At 61.3% G+C, this 16665-nt stretch carries 15 protein-coding genes; 6 read left to right on the top strand and 9 right to left on the bottom strand.

The features are described from left to right. The first annotated feature begins 7 nt into the window (after positions 1 to 7). Complete coding sequence (locus ACM6HV_RS20765; protein ID WP_145595391.1) at positions 8 to 721, top strand: murein L,D-transpeptidase catalytic domain family protein; 714 nt, start codon at positions 8 to 10, stop codon at positions 719 to 721. Here the strand turns inward: ACM6HV_RS20765 and ACM6HV_RS20760 are convergent. Beyond that, positions 669 to 2057 (bottom strand): MFS transporter, encoded by a 1389-nt coding sequence (locus ACM6HV_RS20760; RefSeq protein WP_414905184.1) that lies wholly within the window; start codon positions 2055 to 2057, stop codon positions 669 to 671. The genes ACM6HV_RS20765 and ACM6HV_RS20760 overlap by 53 nt on opposite strands. A gap of 103 nt (positions 2058 to 2160) precedes the next feature. Here ACM6HV_RS20760 and ACM6HV_RS20755 point away from each other — a divergent pair, with 103 nt between their 5' ends. Further along, on the top strand, positions 2161 to 3048 hold the full coding sequence (locus ACM6HV_RS20755) for a LysR family transcriptional regulator (RefSeq protein WP_414905183.1): 888 nt from the start codon (positions 2161 to 2163) through the stop codon (positions 3046 to 3048). On the opposite strand, the gene ACM6HV_RS20750 is transcribed toward ACM6HV_RS20755, so the two are convergent. Next, the gene (locus ACM6HV_RS20750) at positions 3045 to 3665 is read right to left on the bottom strand and encodes a cell wall hydrolase (RefSeq protein ID WP_414905182.1); all 621 of its coding nucleotides are present in this window, start codon (positions 3663 to 3665) and stop codon (positions 3045 to 3047) included. The two genes, ACM6HV_RS20755 and ACM6HV_RS20750, sit on opposite strands and share 4 nt — an antisense overlap. Before the next feature lie 199 nt (positions 3666 to 3864). Here ACM6HV_RS20750 and ACM6HV_RS20745 point away from each other — a divergent pair, with 199 nt between their 5' ends. Next, the gene (locus ACM6HV_RS20745) at positions 3865 to 4716 is read left to right on the top strand and encodes a CAP domain-containing protein (RefSeq protein WP_414905181.1); all 852 of its coding nucleotides are present in this window, start codon (positions 3865 to 3867) and stop codon (positions 4714 to 4716) included. 572 nt (positions 4717 to 5288) lie between these two features. Here ACM6HV_RS20745 and ACM6HV_RS20740 read toward each other — a convergent pair. The 5 genes from ACM6HV_RS20740 to ACM6HV_RS20720 form a co-directional block, all read right to left on the bottom strand. Further along, a complete protein-coding gene (locus ACM6HV_RS20740) occupies positions 5289 to 5747 on the bottom strand; it encodes an REP-associated tyrosine transposase (RefSeq protein WP_145595383.1) in 459 nt (152 codons plus the stop codon). Between the two features lie 308 nt (positions 5748 to 6055). Then, the gene (locus ACM6HV_RS20735; RefSeq protein ID WP_081730198.1) at positions 6056 to 6211 is read right to left on the bottom strand and encodes a DUF2474 family protein; all 156 of its coding nucleotides are present in this window, start codon (positions 6209 to 6211) and stop codon (positions 6056 to 6058) included. Beyond that, positions 6198 to 7214: a cytochrome d ubiquinol oxidase subunit II gene (gene cydB / locus ACM6HV_RS20730; RefSeq protein ID WP_145595381.1), complete on the bottom strand. Its 1017-nt coding sequence runs from the start codon at positions 7212 to 7214 to the stop codon at positions 6198 to 6200. Before cydB ends, ACM6HV_RS20735 begins: the two co-directional genes overlap by 14 nt. A 3-nt stretch (positions 7215 to 7217) precedes the next feature. Further along, positions 7218 to 8621, bottom strand: a complete 1404-nt coding sequence (locus ACM6HV_RS20725) for a cytochrome ubiquinol oxidase subunit I (protein ID WP_097090370.1) — start codon at positions 8619 to 8621, stop codon at positions 7218 to 7220. A gap of 106 nt (positions 8622 to 8727) precedes the next feature. Beyond that, positions 8728 to 11052 (bottom strand): FdhF/YdeP family oxidoreductase, encoded by a 2325-nt coding sequence (locus tag ACM6HV_RS20720; RefSeq protein ID WP_145595378.1) that lies wholly within the window; start codon positions 11050 to 11052, stop codon positions 8728 to 8730. A gap of 357 nt (positions 11053 to 11409) precedes the next feature. Here ACM6HV_RS20720 and moaA point away from each other — a divergent pair, with 357 nt between their 5' ends. Beyond that, the gene (gene moaA, locus ACM6HV_RS20715) at positions 11410 to 12408 is read left to right on the top strand and encodes a GTP 3',8-cyclase MoaA (protein ID WP_145595375.1); all 999 of its coding nucleotides are present in this window, start codon (positions 11410 to 11412) and stop codon (positions 12406 to 12408) included. 35 nt (positions 12409 to 12443) lie between these two features. Continuing rightward, positions 12444 to 13343, top strand: coding sequence for a bestrophin family protein (locus tag ACM6HV_RS20710; RefSeq protein ID WP_145595373.1), 900 nt, complete (start codon positions 12444 to 12446; stop codon positions 13341 to 13343). A 168-nt stretch (positions 13344 to 13511) separates the two neighbouring features. Here the strand turns inward: ACM6HV_RS20710 and glp are convergent, their stop codons facing one another. Together glp and moaB are read right to left on the bottom strand one after the other, a co-directional pair. Then, a complete protein-coding gene (gene glp, locus ACM6HV_RS20705) occupies positions 13512 to 14717 on the bottom strand; it encodes a gephyrin-like molybdotransferase Glp (protein WP_145595371.1) in 1206 nt (401 codons plus the stop codon). Then, positions 14714 to 15253 carry a molybdenum cofactor biosynthesis protein B gene (gene moaB, locus ACM6HV_RS20700; protein WP_145595369.1) on the bottom strand — a complete coding sequence of 180 codons (540 nt, stop codon included), beginning with the start codon at positions 15251 to 15253 and terminating at the stop codon, positions 14714 to 14716. Before moaB ends, glp begins: the two co-directional genes overlap by 4 nt. Positions 15254 to 15538: 285 nt before the next feature. On the opposite strand from moaB, the gene ACM6HV_RS20695 reads away from it, so the two are divergent. Further along, on the top strand, positions 15539 to 16438 hold the full coding sequence (locus tag ACM6HV_RS20695) for a LysR family transcriptional regulator (RefSeq protein ID WP_095136550.1): 900 nt from the start codon (positions 15539 to 15541) through the stop codon (positions 16436 to 16438). Positions 16439 to 16665 lie beyond the last annotated feature (227 nt).

The raw sequence follows: 16665 nt of genomic DNA, 5'->3' as shown, positions 1-16665 counted from the left end.
TGTATAAATGTTGACGTTTTTGCGCCGACTTCTGCTGACCAGCGCGACCCTCGTCGCCGTGAGCAGCCCAGCTTTCGCCGCCGGCAAGCCATCGCCGGTTCTCTTCACCAGCCTCGCGCACGCCGCGCCGGAACTCAATCCCCAAGCGCTCAAAGGCGCCTTGAACGCCATGCAATGCGCGGTCAACAATGGCGCGAGACCCTCACGCCATCTGGCGATCATCGATTATTCGCAACCCTCCACCGCGCGCCGGCTGTGGATCTTCGACCTGAGCAGACAGAAACTGGTGCTGCGCGATTTGGTCGCCCATGGTTCGAATTCCGGGGAAAACTTCGCCACTCAGTTCTCCAACCGCGAAGGCAGTTACCAGTCCAGCCTCGGGCTGTTCCGCACCCAGGAAAGCTACGAGGGGACCCATGGTTATTCGCTGCGCATGGACGGTCTGGAGCCGGGCTTCAATGATCTGGCCCGCGACCGCGCCATCGTGATCCACGCCGCCGACTACGTGAATCCGCTGTGGAGCAAGCGCCAGGGCCGTATCGGTCGCAGCCAGGGTTGCCCGGCGGTGCGTCCGCAAGTGGCAAGGCAGGTGATCGACAAACTCAAGGACGGCCAGTTCATGTTCTCCTGGTACCCGGATCAGCGCTGGCTGAAGTCCTCGCCGTACCTCAACTGCCAGCCACAACAGGTGGCGAGTATCTTGAGTAGCCACGCCAGCTGACGATCAGGGCCATGACCATCAGCGCCGCCGCAACCCCGAACGTACTGTGCAAGCCGCTGCCGATGACGTCGGCCGGGGCTTGCGTCGGGTTGCCAGTAGCGAAGGCAAACACCGCGCCCATGACCGCCGCGCCGGTGATCAGTCCGAGATTGCGCGACAGCCCGAGCAAGGCCGACACCACGCCGCGCTGATCCTGACTGACCGTCGCCATCAACCCGGTATTGTTCGCCGCCTGAAACAACGCGTAACTGCTGGCAATCACCGCCATCGGCAACAGATACCCCGGCAGGCCGAGACGCATCGGCAACAACGCCAACAAGCTGCAACCCCCGACCATCCCGAGCAACGCCCCCGGCACCACACGCCGTGCACCGAAGCGATCCACCAGACGCCCGGCCGGCACCCCGCCGCACGCGGCCAGCAGCGGCCCGACTGACAACGCCAGGCCGACCACGGTGCTGCCCAGTCCCAGGCCTCGGCTCAGGTAAAACGGCCCGACCACCAGCGTGGTCATCATCACCGTCGTCACCAGCAATGTCAGCGCAAGGCTGCTGCTCAGACGCGCATCGCTGAAGAGAGACAAACGAATCAGCGGCGCTCTGGCTTTGATCTCGACCGCAATAAACAGCCCCGCCCCGCCTACGCTCGACAGCAGCAATACCAGGGTGAATCCATCCAGCGTCATCGCCAGCGCATAGGCCGCCAGCGTCAATACCAACACTGCGCTGCCGAGATAATCAAACGCAACACCCGCCCGCACCGGCCGATCCGCCGGCAGATAACGATAAACCAGCCACGCGTTGAGCAGGCCCAAGGGCACGTTGAGGACAAAGATCGACGGCCAGCCAACATGCGCGATCAGCAGGCCACCCAGTGACGGCCCGAGGCTGGTGCCGGTGGCCGACATCGTCGCGAGCAGGCCCATCGCACTGCCCGCCCGCGCTTTGGGCACCGCATCCGCCACCAGCGCCACGGTCAAGGCGAACATGATTGCCGCGCCCAGGCCCTGCACGGCCCGGGCGCCGATCAACCAGCCCAACCCCGGCGCCAGTGCGCAACACAACGACGCACTGGTAAAAATGCCAATGCCGATCAACAGCAATCGCCGCCGCCCGAACACATCGCCCAGACGCCCGACGCTGACAATCAACGTGGTGACCGCCAGCAGATACGCCAGCACGATCCATTGCACCTGTTGAAACGTCGCATCGAACACTGCGGCCAGGGTGGGTAATCCGGCGTTGGCGATGCTGGTGTCCAGTGACGGCATCAACATCGACAGCGCCAGGCTGGTCAGCGCCCAACGGGCTTGAGGGGGCAAGGGGGATCCGGACATCGGGCGCTCCTGGTGCAAGGGTCAGACGGCATAGCCTGAGTCTCGACAAGGCAAGGCGCAAGACGCATGCTTTGCACTTGATACCTGCATGGAACGCCATGTCATGAGCGCACCGGACCTTAACCTGTTGATCACCCTTGACGTACTGTTGCGCGAAGGCAGCGTCGCCCGCGCCGCGCAAATTCTGCAGCTGAGCCCGTCGGCCATGAGCCGTGCGCTGGCCCGGCTGCGCGAGACCACCGGCGACCCGTTGCTGGTGCGTGCCGGACGTGGCCTGGTGCCGACCCCGCGTGCGCTGGAGTTACGTGAGCGAGTCAGCACGCTGGTGCAGGAAGCCGAGGCCGCTTTGCGCCCCGCCGAGATTCTCGACCCCGGCCAGCTGCAGCGCACCTTCACCCTGCGCAACACCGACGGTTTTGTTGAAACCTTCGCCGCCGCCCTGCTCGCGCGCATCGCCGAAGAAGCACCCGGCGTGCGCCTGCGGTTTGTGCAGAAGGCCGACAAGGACAGCACCCTGCTACGCGAAGGCCGGGTGGATCTGGAGACCGGTGTGATCGATGACAGCACCGACCCGACGCTGCACAGCCGTATCCTGTTTCAGGATCACTGGATTGGTGTAGTCCGTGAGGGCCATCCGTTGAGTGCGGGCAAGATCAGCAGCAAACGCTTCGCTGGCGGCCAGCACATTCTCATCTCACGTCGCGGGCGCAGCAGCGGCCCGGTGGACGAAGCGTTGCTGGCTGCAGGTCTGACGCGGGATATCGTCACTTCATTCGGCGGATTTTCGGCGGCGCTGACGCTGGTCCGCGAATCAGACCTGATCGCCACGGTTCCGGAGCGTCACACCAGCAAGCTGCGCATGGGCCTGCACAGCTTCGCCCTGCCCTTCAGGATGCCGCCGATCAGCGTGTCGATGCTCTGGCACCCGCGCATGGACGCCGACCCGGCGCACCGCTGGTTGCGCAACTGCGTACGGGACGTCTGCGTCTAACGCGCATCGCCGCCGGCCGGTTTATAGAACAGGAATTTGCCGACCGCGGCGGTCTTTTTGTACTCCTTGGCCCAGCTCGGGTGCACCTTGCGATCATGAAAGTACAGCGCGCCATGAGTGCGATCCGGCAACTGGCGGTTGAGCGCCTTGCCGGCGATTTCTTTGGCCAGGGTGTATTCGGCGTCTTCCTTGACCTGATCGGCCTTGCCATCGCACCACCAGGAAAACTGGCAGCTCTTGGTTTCCGACCCTTGTTTGACCACTGCACACACGGTGTCGGGAAAGCCATCATGGCCGAGGCGGTTCATCACCACGCTGGCCACGGCCTGCATTTCCGCAGTGTCACGACCCTTGGCTTCCCAGTAGATACTGCGTGCCAGGCAGGTGATCGGATCGTCCAGCGGCGCGGTGCCGGCGGGGTCCACGGCTTGTACTTCAGTAGGTGTGATCGCTTCGGATTTGGGTGCCGGCGCCGCGCTGACTTTGTCAGCGGCTTTCTCTTCCAGCACCTGGGCTTTTTCTTCGGCCTTGGCCTTGATCGGGGCCTGATCGGTGGCCATCACCACACCGGCCATCAGGGTTACTGCGAAACAGCCAGCCAACCATTTCAATCCCATGTCAGTTCTTCCGGCAGCGCCCGTTCCGGGCAAGGTGTTTCGTGGGGGAGACGCCCGGTTCCCGGGGCCTTCGGAGAGTGTAGACGGCAAAGGCCGGCGTAACGTTCCGCAGAAAAATCGGCTCGATGAAGAAAAAAGACATTGCACGGACCGGGGGCCTTTCGCGCATCATGAGCGCATTCCGCTCAAGGAGATTTCCATGCGTTTCATGCCATCCGTTTTGCGCTTTGCCGCGCTGTCCTTTGGGCTGGCCGTGACCGTCTCGGCCATGGCTGCCGACGAGTCGCAACTGATCGAGTCGATCAATGCCTACCGCAGCCAACCGCAGCGTTGCGGCAGCCAGGCGTCCAATGAACTGCCACCGCTGTCGGCCGACCCACGGCTGAGACTGCCGGCCGCCGGTGCGGTCGATCTGCAACAGGCCATGGCCAGCCCCAGCTACCCGATGGTCAACGTGCAGGCGATCACCCTCAACGGCCCACGGGATGCGGCGTCGGCGATGAAGGCGATTCAGGAGAGCTTCTGTCAGGTGGTGCTGGATCCGCAGTTCGTCGATGTCGGTGTCAGCCGCGCCGATCGTGACTGGCGAATTGTGCTGGCGCGACCGTTGCTCTCGGCGAAGCTCGGCGATGCGCAGAGCGAAGGCCAGAAGTTGCTCGAACAACTCAACGCGGCCCGCGCCCAGCCACGTCAATGCGGCGGCCAGCCCTTCGCCGCCGCCGGACCTCTGACCTGGAACGCCACATTGGGCAGCATTTCCCAGGATCACAGCCGCGACATGGCCAACAACAACTACTTGGACCACAAGGACCGCGACGGCCGCACCCCCGGTGACCGCGCCGAACTGGCCGGCTACAGCGGGCAACTGGTCGGCGAAAACATCGCCGCCGGCCAAGACACCGTGCGCAAGGTCGTCGACGGCTGGCTCGCCAGTCCCGGCCACTGCGCCAACCTGATGAACCCGCAATACAAAGAACTCGGCGCCGCCTACGCGACCGATCCAAAGAGCAGCGCCGGGATTTACTGGACCGCGATGTTTGGGGCGCAGTAATTCCCCTTCAGAAAACACCGCAGATCCAATGTGGGGATTGCTGCTGGATGAAGAATTCAGGGCTGGCCGCGATCAAGGGTGGGAGTGGGCTTGCTCACGAAGAGGCCGGCACATTCAGCATCGATGTCGACTGAGCTGACGCTTTCGCGAGCAAGCCCGCTCCCACTGGGGTAGTCAGTGCATCAGGGATTTACGGCTGGCCGAAATCACAGGGGATAGGTGGTGGATGAAGGATTTGCGGCTGGTCGAAATCAAGAGTGGGAGTGGGCTTGCTCACGAAGAGGCCGGCACATTCAACATCGATGTCAGCTGACCTGACGCCTTCGCGAGCAAGCCCGCTCCCACAGGGGGAGTCAGTGCATCAGGGATTTACGGCTGGCCGAAATCACAGGGGATAGGTGGTGGATGAAGGATTCGGGGCTGGTCGAAATCCAAGGTGGGAGTGGGCTTGCTCACGAAGGGGCCGACACATTGAATATCGATGGCGACTGAGCGGACGCCTTCGCGAGCAAGCCCGGTCCCACAGTAATCGCGTTTATTCTGATGTAACGCGGTGAATGCGCATCCTGAGTTCAAACCCAGACCGCGTCCCATAGCGGGTAGTCACCGAGTTTTTCCACCAGTCCGGCCCGCAGTGGATTAGCCACTACATAGCGGGCCAGTTTCACCAGATCCTCCTCTCGACGTAACGTATGGTCATGAAAACCTTGCTGCCAAAGGCCTCCGGATCTACCGCTCGCTGTGTTGACTGAACGAGTACTCAGGGATTTGACCTGGCACATCAATTGGCCAAGTGTTCCTTTTTGCAATTGGATCAGCCAATGAAAATGATCGGGCATAACCACCCATGCCAATGTGTCGGCAAATCCCTCTTCCTGCGCCTGCCTGAACTGATGCACAACCAATCGACCGAGCCTGTAATCCGTGAACACTGGTTCTCGCCCCAAGGTATTGGCGGTTAGCAGGTAGATCTGATTTTCTTCGCAATGACGGCCGGTTCGCAGGCGATGTGATGAATAACGTTTGGGCATTCCTTTGCCTTGTCCAGGGTTGAATTCAGAAAAAGGCTAGATCAGCCATCACAGTGCGCCGAACATGTTTGTTGGCAGGATGTGTCTGTGCACCAGATCGAGGGTGGGATTGGTGGTGGATGAAGGATTGGGGGCTGGCCGCAATCCAGGGTGGGAGTGGGCTTGCTCACGAAGAGGCCGGCACATTCAGCATCGATGTCGACTGAGCGGACGCCTTCGCGAGCAAGCCCGCTCCCACAGGGGACATCAGTGATGTTCAGAATTGCGGGCACAAAAAAACCGGAGTCATGGCTCCGGTTTTTCTGTTGTCAGTGGGTTCTCATCCCCGCTGCATACATCGCCAGTTTCAGCACACTCGCCACCACGGCGAGTGACACGACACTGCCGAACCAGATCAGCAGCAACCAGCCCAGGCGCTTGTACCAGCGGCTGGTTTTGACCTCGCGCGAATCAATGGTAGCCATCGCCAATCCTCACTTTGCCGCGGAATACGTAGTAGCTCCAGAAGGTGTACATCAGGATTACCGGCAGGATGAACAGTGCGCCGATCAGGGCGAACAACTGGCTCGAGGGCGGTGATGCCGCTGCCCACAGGCTCACCGAGGGCGGGATGATGTTCGGCCAGATGCTCAGCGCCAGGCCGATGTAACCGAGCAGCATCAGCACCAGAGTGAACACGAACGGCCAGTGGGTATGACGCTGACGCAAGGTGCGCAGCAGCCCGAACAACGCCAGCAGCGCCAACACTATCAACCCGGCGAATACCATCAGGTGTCCGCTGGTCGACCAGCGAGTGGCCAGCTCCGGGTGCAACTTCAGTGTCCACGCACCAATCACCACCACCATCGCCGTCAGCAACCAGGCCAGCGGACGGGTGAACAGACGCATCCGCGACTCAAGCATGCCTTCGGTCTTGACCAGCAACCAGGTGCTGCCCAGCAGCGCATAAGCCACCACCAGACCGACGCCGCACACCAGCGGGAACGGCGCCAGCCAGTCCAGGCCGCCACCGGCAAACTGCCGATCCACCACGGGAATGCCCGATACGTACGCGCCGATCACCACACCCTGAGAGAACGTCGCCAGCAGCGAACCGCCGATGAACGCCTTGTCCCACCAGTGGCGCTTTTGCGGCGACGACTTGAAGCGAAACTCGAACGCCACGCCACGGAAAATCAGCCCGCAGAGCATCAGGATCAGCGGCAGGTACAGCGCCTCCAGAATCACCCCGTAGGCCAGTGGAAACGCGCCATACAACGCCGCACCACCGAGCACCAGCCAGGTTTCATTGCCGTCCCAGACCGGGGCGACAGTGTTCATCATCACGTCGCGCTCCTGCTCATCCGGGATCAGCGGGAACAGGATCCCCAGACCCAGATCGAAGCCGTCCATGATCACGTACATCATCACCCCGAAGGCGATGATCACACCCCAGATCAACGAGAGATCGATACCTTGAATACCCATGACTCAATGCTCCTTCATCGGCGCGGTAGCCGCCGAAATAGGCCGGCGCGGGGTCTGCAACTGATCGCCCTCCGGCGGATGTTCGTGATGGGGCTGCGGGCCCTTCTTCACCAGTTTCATCATGTAGCCGATGCCCACGGTGAACACCGAGCAGTAGATCACCACGAACAGCAACAGCGAGGTACTCATCTGCGCCACCGAGTGGTGCGACGCGGCGTCATGGGTGCGCATCAAGCCGTAAACCACCCACGGCTGACGTCCGACTTCGGTGGTGATCCAGCCGGCCAGCAACGCGATCAACCCGCTCGGCCCCATCAGCAACACCAGACGCTGGAAGCCGCGATGCTGATAGAGCCTGCCGCCACGGCGCAGGGCCAGACCGAGCACACCGACGAGGATCATCAACATGCCCAGCCCGGCCATCACGCGAAAGCTCCAGAAGATGATGGTCGAGTTCGGCCGGTCCTCTTTCGGGAAGCTCTTGAGCGCCGGAATCTGCTTGTCGAGGCTGTGGGTCAGGATCAGGCTGCCGAGGTACGGGATCTCCAGCGCGTACTTGGTCTTCTCCGCCTGCATGTCGGGGATGCCGAACAGCACCAGCGGCGTCGGACCGTTGTCGGCGTTTTCCCAGTGGCCTTCGATGGCGGCGATTTTTGCCGGTTGATGCTCCAGGGTGTTCAAACCATGGGCGTCACCGACCACTGCCTGAATCGGTGCCACGATCAGCGCCATCCACAACGCCATGGAAAACATCCTGCGCACCGGCGCGGTATTGTTGCCGCGCAGCAAATGCCACGCCGCCGACGAGCCCACGAAGAAGGCCGTGGCGACGAATGCGGCGATTGCCATGTGCGCCAGACGGAACGGAAACGACGGGTTGAACACGATCGCCAGCCAGTCCAGCGGCATCACCCGCCCGTCGACAATTTCAAAGCCCTGTGGCGTCTGCATCCAGCTGTTGGAGGCGAGAATCCAGAAGGTTGAAATCAACGTGCCGATAGCGACCATCACCGTGGCAAAGAAGTGCAAGCCACGGCCGACGCGGTTCCAGCCGAACAGCATGACCCCGAGGAAACCGGCCTCAAGGAAAAATGCGGTCAGCACCTCATAGGTCAGCAACGGCCCGGTGATGCTCCCGGCAAAGTCGGAAAACCCGCTCCAGTTGGTGCCGAACTGGTACGCCATGACCAGCCCCGAGACCACGCCCATGCCGAAGTTGACGGCGAAGATCTTCGACCAGAAGTGGTAGAGATCGCGGTAGGTGTCGTCACGGGTTTTCAGCCACAGGCCTTCGAGTACCGCGAGGAAACTCGCCAGGCCGATGGTGATCGCCGGGAAGATAATGTGGAACGAAACCGTGAACGCGAATTGAATTCGCGCCAGGTCCAGTGCCTCCATGTTAAGCATGATGATGTCCTCATCCAGGCTGAAAAGCGGCAGCACGTTGCCGGGCCACCGCCAGGCGCGAACGCCTGCAGCCAGTGAAATTGCCAGTGTTTTTATAAGTTGCGGGTCAGGCCAGCGATGACGGGATCAGGTTGCTGACCTTGGCCGCTTCGAGGCGGATCGCGACGAATTTCGAGGTCGGCGTGTAGGTCCGGTCGCCGTAGCTTTCCAGCGGAACCAGCGGATTGGTTTCCGGGTAGTACGCCGCAGCCTGACCGGGCGGAATGTCGTAGGCGATCAGGGTGAAACCGCTGACCCGCCGTTCACGGTCGTCATCCCACAGCGCCACCAGATCGACCTTCTGCCCCGGTTCGAAACCGAGGCGCTGGATGTCCTGCTCGTTGGCGAAGATCACGTCGCGCATGCCGTAGACCCCGCGATAACGGTCGTCGAGGCCGTACAGCGTGGTGTTGTACTGATCGTGGGAACGCATGGTCTGCAGGATCAGATCCGGTTTGACCGGCAGGTTGCGCACGCCTTCGCTGATCAGGTGTTCCGGCAGCACGCACGGGGTGAACTGGGCTTTGCCCGACTCGGTGTTCCAGACCCGATCCGAGGCGTCGTTGCCAAGGTGGAAGCCACCCGGGGTCAGCAGTTTTTCGTTGAAGTTCTCGAAACCCGGAATCACGTCGCCGATCAGGTTGCGGATGCGCCCGTAGTCGCCCACGACCCACTCCCAGTCGATTGGATGCTTGCCCAACGTGGCCGCAGCAATCCCGGCAATGATCGCCGGCTCGGACTTCAAATGCGCCGACTTCGGCTTCAGTTGACCGAACGACAAGTGCACCATGCTGAAGGTGTCTTCCACGGTCACGCCTTGCGGGCCTTCGGCCTGGATGTCGATGTCGGTGCGACCGAGGCACGGCAGGATCAACGCGTCGCGTCCGGTGACCAGATGGCTGCGGTTGAGCTTGGTCGAGATGTGCACGGTCAGGTCGAGTTTGCGCATCGCGTCGTGAGTGCGCGGGGTGTCCGGCGTGGCTTGGGCGAAGTTGCCACCCAGACCGATAAACACCTTGGCCTCGCCCCGCTCCATCGCACCGATCGCCATCACCGTGTTGTGGCCGTGCATGCGCGGCACTTTGAAGTTGAAGCGTTTTTCCAGGGCGTCCATCAGCTCCTTCGGCGCCAGTTCATTGATGCCCATGGTGCGGTCGCCCTGCACGTTACTGTGCCCGCGCACCGGCGACAGGCCGGCGCCCGGACGGCCAACGTTGCCGCGCAACAGTTGCAGGTTGATGACTTCCTGCAGGGTCGGCACCGAGTGCACGTGTTGGGTCAGGCCCATGGCCCAGCACATGATCACGCTTTTGGCGCGGCCATACATGCGCGCGGCCAGTTCGATATCGTGCAGCGGCACGCCGGACTGCTCGAGGATGTGCTCCCAGCTCGTGGCGTCGACCTCCGCCAGGTAGCTGTCCAGACCCGAAGTGTGCTCGGCAATGAACGCATGGTCGAACACCGGTTCGCCACCGCTGGCCTGGGCTTCACGCTCCCACCGCAGAAGGAATTTGACCATGCCGCGAATCATCGCCATGTCGCCACCCAGCGCCGGGCGGAAGTACGCGGTGTTGGTCGCTTCCCAGCCGTTGCTGAGCATCTCGATCGGGTTCTGCGGGTTCTGGAAACGTTCCAGGCCACGCTCTTTCAGCGGGTTGATGCACACCACTTGCGCGCCGCGTTTCACCGCTTCACGCAGTGGTTCGAGCATGCGTGGGTGGTTGGTACCGGGGTTCTGGCCGATGACGAAAATCGCGTCGGCGTGGTGCAGATCCTCGTAGACCACGGTGCCCTTGCCCACACCCAGCGTCTCGCCCATGCTCACCGCACTGGCTTCGTGGCACATGTTCGAACAGTCGGGGAAGTTGTTGGTGCCATAGGCGCGGACGAACAACTGATAGAGAAACGCCGCTTCATTGCTGGCCCGGCCCGAGGTGTAAAACTCGGCCTCGTGTGGCGATTTCAGGCCCTTGAGGTGTTCGGCGATCAGCGCGAACGCATCTTCCCAGGTGGTTTCCACATAGCGGTCGACCCGCGCGTCGTAACGCATCGGGTGGGTCAGGCGGCCCTGATATTCCAGCCAGTAGTCGCTCTGCTCGGCCAGGCTCGATACCGTGTACTTGTTGAAGAACGCCGGGTCGACCAAACGCCCGGTGGCCTCCCAGTTCACCGCTTTGGCGCCGTTCTCGCAGAACTTGAGCATGCTCGCACCGGGCGCTTCCCCCCACGCACAGCCCGGGCAGTCGAAACCGCCGTTCTGGTTGGTCTTGAGCATGGCGCGGATGTTTTTCAGGGCGTTTTCACTGCCCAGCCAGCTTTTGGTCAGGCTGATCACAGCCCCCCAACCGGCAGCGGCACCCTTGTAAGGTTTGTAACGGTCGACTTGTGACATGGGACATCTCCATGACGATGCACACAGGCATGAACCTGATCTTGGTTAAACAGCGACGGCCGACTTTGCACAGCAATAAAGCGGTCGTTTCAGTTGCCGGAGCAAGGATATGAACCGTTACAAAACATTGTCTAATCGCTATTTATGACCACACTATCGAAACCCTCTATCACGATGAAAAACCCTTTATTTACGGGGCGTTGCGAAACTAAAGCGGTAACTTTCGAGCGAAAATAATTGATCATCGACGCGCTCAATCAAGCGTTCATAAACAGTGATTGGACGAGATCTGAAGTTGCCCATAATCTGCGCTAACCGGTTCCGTTAATGCGGACTTCCCACTCCTGCGAGGCTGTCATGTCAGAGCGTGTCTTGATCGATGGTTACAACCGCCGCGTCGACTATCTGCGCATGTCGGTCACCGACCGCTGCGACTTCCGCTGCGTGTATTGCATGGCCGAGGACATGCAGTTTCTGCCGCGCCAACGGGTGCTGACCCTGGAAGAGATCTATCAACTGGCGCAGAGCTTCGTGGCACTGGGCACGCGCAAGATTCGTCTTACTGGCGGTGAGCCGCTGATCCGCCCGGGCGTGGTCAAGCTGTGCGAGCAGATCGCCGCTCTGCCCGGCCTGCGTGAGCTGTGCATGACCACCAACGGCTCGCAACTGGGCAAACTCGCCGCGCCGCTGTTCGACGCCGGGGTCAAGCGCCTGAACATCAGCCTCGACAGCCTCGACCCGGATCGCTTCAAGCAAATGACCCGTACCGGTGATCTGGCACAAGTGATCAACGGCATCGATTCCGCGCGCAAAGCCGGTTTCACCCGAACCAAACTCAACGTGGTGGTGATGCAGGGGCGCAACGATCAGGAGATCAACGATCTGGTGAGCTTCGCCATCGACCGCCAGCTCGACGTTTCCTTCATCGAGGAAATGCCGCTGGGGATCATCAGCGAACACAGCCGTGCCGAGTCGTTTTTCTCCAGCGCCCAGGTGCGCGAAAAAATCGCCGAGCGCTACACCCTGATCGACTCCGCCGAGTCGACCCAGGGCCCGTCGCGCTACTGGCGGCTGGCCGAGGCGCCGGACATTCGTCTGGGCTTTATCTCGCCGCACAGCCACAATTTCTGTGGTACTTGCAACCGAGTGCGGCTGACTGTCGAGGGGCGCCTGCTACTGTGTCTGGGTAACGAGCATTCGATGGATCTCAAAGCCGTGCTGCGCGCTCATCCGGGGCAACCAGAGCGGCTGGAGAAGGCCATTATCGAGGCGATGAAACTCAAGCCGTATCGACACAATTTCGAAGTGAACGACGACGTTCAGGTCGTGCGCTTCATGAACATGACCGGCGGTTGAGCCGCCCTCACCCTGCGTAACCGGGATCGCCCAGCATGATCATCAGACCCAAGGTCAACCAATTCGCCATCCTCTTCACCCTCAAGGGTTCGATCGCCAAACGTATCGCCCTGCGCACCTTGATGGTCACCCTGCTGGCTTCTGCCATCGTGCTGATTGAAATGCTCCATCCGAGCAACTTCACCAAGGTCAACGCCACGCCGTTTACCTTGCTCGGGCTGTCGCTGTCGATCTTCATGAATTTTCGCAACAACGCCTGTTACGACCGCTGGTATGAGGCGCGCAAGGCTTGGGGCGATGTGCTGGTACACATTCGTTCGGTGATTCGCGAAACCCATGTCATCCGTGAATCGGCGCAGCGCAAGCCGTTGCTGCTCAACCTCTGCGGGTTCGCCCATGCGCTGAACGCGCGGTTGCGCCGGGAAAGCGAAGCGGCGGCCAGCAGCAAGTGGATCACCCCGCAACACGATGCGCAGGTGCCGGACTACAGCGGACGGATTCTGCAGCAGGTCGGCCAGCAGTGTTCAGACCTGCATCAAAGCGGTGAACTGACTGAGTGGCGCTACATGCTCTTGGCCAATCACCTGACCAGCCTGACCCAGGCACAAGCGGTGTGCGAGCGGATCAAGAACACCCCGCTGCCGTTCCCCTACACCTTGCTGCTGCACCGCACGATCTACCTGTTCTGCATTCTGCTGCCGTTCGCCATGGCCGAACCGCTGGGCTGGCTGACGCCGTTGTTCACGGCGATTGTCAGCTACACGTTTTTTGGCCTGGATGCGATTGCCGATGAGCTTGAAGACCCGTTCGGCCGCGACGAAAACGATTTGGCGACCGATTCATTGGTGCGCACCATCGAGCGTGACATTCTCAGCGAACTGGGCGAAACCGACCTGCCGCCGATGTTGCTGCCGGTGGACTTTGTGCTGAGCTGAGCTCGCTCTCCTCACCACACAAATACCCTCTGTAGGAGTGAGCCTGCTCGCGATAGCGGTCTTCCAGTCAATGAAGATGTTGACTGTGCCGCCGTCATCGCGAGCAGGCTCACTCCTACAGGTTTGAGGTACACCCGCAGAATGGATAAACATCACGGGTTTGATTTGTCAGAACAGTTCGCTGAAGGGAATGAAACGCAGCGGATCGCCAATGCCGTGGGTGCTGTTTTCCGACACCTCCACCAGCCCATCGGCCCAGGTCGCACCGAGCAAAACGCCGGAACTCTGGTTCGGATACAACACCGCACTGCCCGCCTCCAGCCGCACCCGCAGATACTCTCGACGGCTGCCCGCCTTGCTCCAGGCGAACCCGGCACTCACCGTAAAGCTCAACGGCATGACCTCTTCCACACCTTGAATGCGCAGCAGATACGGCCGCGCCAGCAGGCCGAAAGTCACCAGCGCCGAGGTCGGATTGCCCGGCAGGCCAATCACCGGCACGCTGCCGAAATGCCCCACGGTCAGCGGTTTGCCAGGCTTGATCGCCAGTTTCCACAGCAGCGGTTTGCCGTCCTCGCGCAGCACCTGCCCGAGGCAATCGGCATCGCCGGCAGACACCCCACCGGTGGTGAGAATCAAGTCAGCCGCCACTTGCAGCTGCTCAAGTTTGAGCCGCGTCTGCGCCGGACGATCCGGGAGGATCCCGGCGTCGATCACCTCGCAGCCCAGCTCGCGCAGCCAATGGCCGAGCAACACGCGGTTGCTGTTGTAGATGCTGCCGGGACGCAGCGGCAGGCCCGGCTCGACCAGTTCGTCACCGGTCGACAGCAGCGCCACGCGCGGGCGTCGCACCACATGCAACTTTGCCAGACCCTGCCCGGCGGCGACCGCCAGTTCGAACGGCCCGAGACGTTTGCCGGCGCGCAGCAGGATGTCGCCGACGCGATTTTCCTGCCCCTGCGCACGAATGTTCTGCCCCGCCTTCAACGGCTGTAAAAAGCGTACGCGGCCGTCCTCCAGCACTTCGACGTTCTCCTGCATCTCGACGCAGGTAGCGCCGGGCGGCAGCGGTGCGCCGGTAAAAATCCGCGCGCAGGTGCCGGGCAACAGCGCGTCCGGTGCCAGACCGGCGTAGACCTTCTGCGACACCTTCAACGGCTGACGATGCAGATCGGCCAGGTTCAACGCATAACCGTCCATGGCACTGTTCGGCCATGGCGGCAGGTCGAGTGTCGCCACCAGATCACTGGCCAGCACCCGCCCGCGCGCCTCGTCCAGCGGCAGAGTTTCGCTGTCGGCCAGACGTTGCTCATCGGCCATACCCACCAATTGGTCGAGGGCGTCCTCGACCGGCATCAACGCTGCCTTACTCATCCGCGCGGCCCACAGGCGGCGACTGGTTTGAGGTGCGGTACGAAGTTGCACGGGCGATGACGATTATCCAGTTGCTCGGCGAGGATGCCTTCCCACGCGGTGCGGCAGGCACCGGTGGAGCCCGGCAGGCAGCACACCAGCGTGCCGTTGGACAGCCCGGCCAGCGCGCGGCTTTGCACGGTCGAGGTGCCGATATCGAGAATCGAAATCGCGCGGAACAATTCGCCAAACCCGTCGATCTGCTTGTCGAGCAGACAGGCCACCGCTTCCGGCGTGCTGTCGCGTCCGGTGAAGCCGGTGCCGCCGGTGATCAGCACCACCTGAATGCTGTCGTCGGCAATCCACTGCGCGACCTGGGCGCGGATCTTGTACAGGTCATCCTTGAGCAGGTTGCGCTCGCTCAGGGTATGACCGGCCTCCAGCAAGCGGCTGACCAGCAATTGGCCAGACGTGTCGCTCGCGTAATCGCGAGTATCGCTGACGGTCAGTACGGCAATGTTCAGGGGAACAAACAGGGCATCCGCTTTCGCACTCATGAGAATCTCCGGCAGTAGTCAATCAGATTGCCGAGCAGCCTAAGTGCCACTTATGAGTACTGTCTAATCACTCTGGCCAACCACATTATCGAGCTGCTCTATCGGTGACGTTGACCTCGGCCAACGCCTTTGAAACCATGGGCGATAGAGCTGATCGATAGGCTTTTCAATTCTTCCGATTGGACGCAGATACAGGCAGGTGAGATCGTCGCACCTCGCGTTTTTCGTGCGCTGCGCGCATCTGCGTCAATACTCAATCCAATTTCCCAACGAGCAGGTGCCTGCGTGGACATCAAACAACTCAAGTTCCTGATCGCACTGGACGAAACCCGACATTTCGGCCAGGCCGCCGCCCGGTGCCACATCACCCAGCCGACCCTGTCGATGCGCCTGCGCAACCTGGAAGATGAACTGGATCTGGTGCTGGTCAATCGCGGTCAGCGCTTTGAGGGTTTCACCCAGGCCGGCGAACGGGTACTGGCCTGGGCGCGCACCCTGCTGGCCGCGCATGACGGTCTGTTCGCCGAAGCGGCGGCGTGCCGCGGGCAACTGGTCGGTAGCTTGCGCCTGGGGCTGGTGCCGCTGAGCAATTTCAACCCGGTCAATTACATTCAGAGTTTGTCCGGGACTTATCCGGAGCTGAAATTCAGCCTGTCGTCGGGGAGTTCCGACGAGATCATCGCTGGCCTGGGCAACAATCAACTGGACCTTGGCGTGTGTTATCTGGACCACGTCAACCCGAACTATTTCGACTTTTTCGAGATCGGCGAAACCCGCGTCGGCCTGCTTTACGACAACCGCCACTTCCATTTCGAAGGCTCGGAAATGAGCTGGGAAGACGCCGCCGAGTTGCCGCTGGGGATGATCACCACCGGCATGCATTACCGCAAATCCATCGACCTGAGCTTCCGCAGTCGCGGGCTCAATCCGCAGCCGATCCTGGAAAGCGATTCGACGTATCAATTGCTGCAGGCGATTCACCAGGGTTTCTGCTGCTCGATCATGCCACTGGACAGCGGGCTGGAAGAGCCGATCGAACACCTGTCGTTCATGCAATTGCCGGATGCCAGCGTGCTGGCGCCGCTGGGGCTGGTGATGCGCAAGACCGAGCCGCGTTCGGCGATTGCCGAAAAGTGTTTTGCCGAGGCGCGCAAGTTGTTTGGGGTTGAGTTGCCGGTTGCTTGAGTGATCTCTCCAGACATTGATGCTGGCTGTCAGACCGTCTTCGCGAGCAAGCCCGCTCCCACAGGTTGAATGCATTTCAAAGGTGGGAGCGGGCTTGCTCGCGAAGAGGCCCGCCCGGCGAATACACATTTCGGATATGACAGCGGTGATCGACCCACCCAATCACCAGATCAGAACAAGCGATTGGACGCACTTTTAACACCCCCGTAGCCTGAACCCACTTCAGC

The sequence above is a fragment of the Pseudomonas sp. IT-P260 genome (assembly GCF_949768395.1).
Taxonomy (GTDB): domain Bacteria; phylum Pseudomonadota; class Gammaproteobacteria; order Pseudomonadales; family Pseudomonadaceae; genus Aquipseudomonas; species Aquipseudomonas parakoreensis.
Note: the sequence above shows the minus strand (reverse complement) of the source record. Positions and strands in the feature narration are given on the sequence as shown.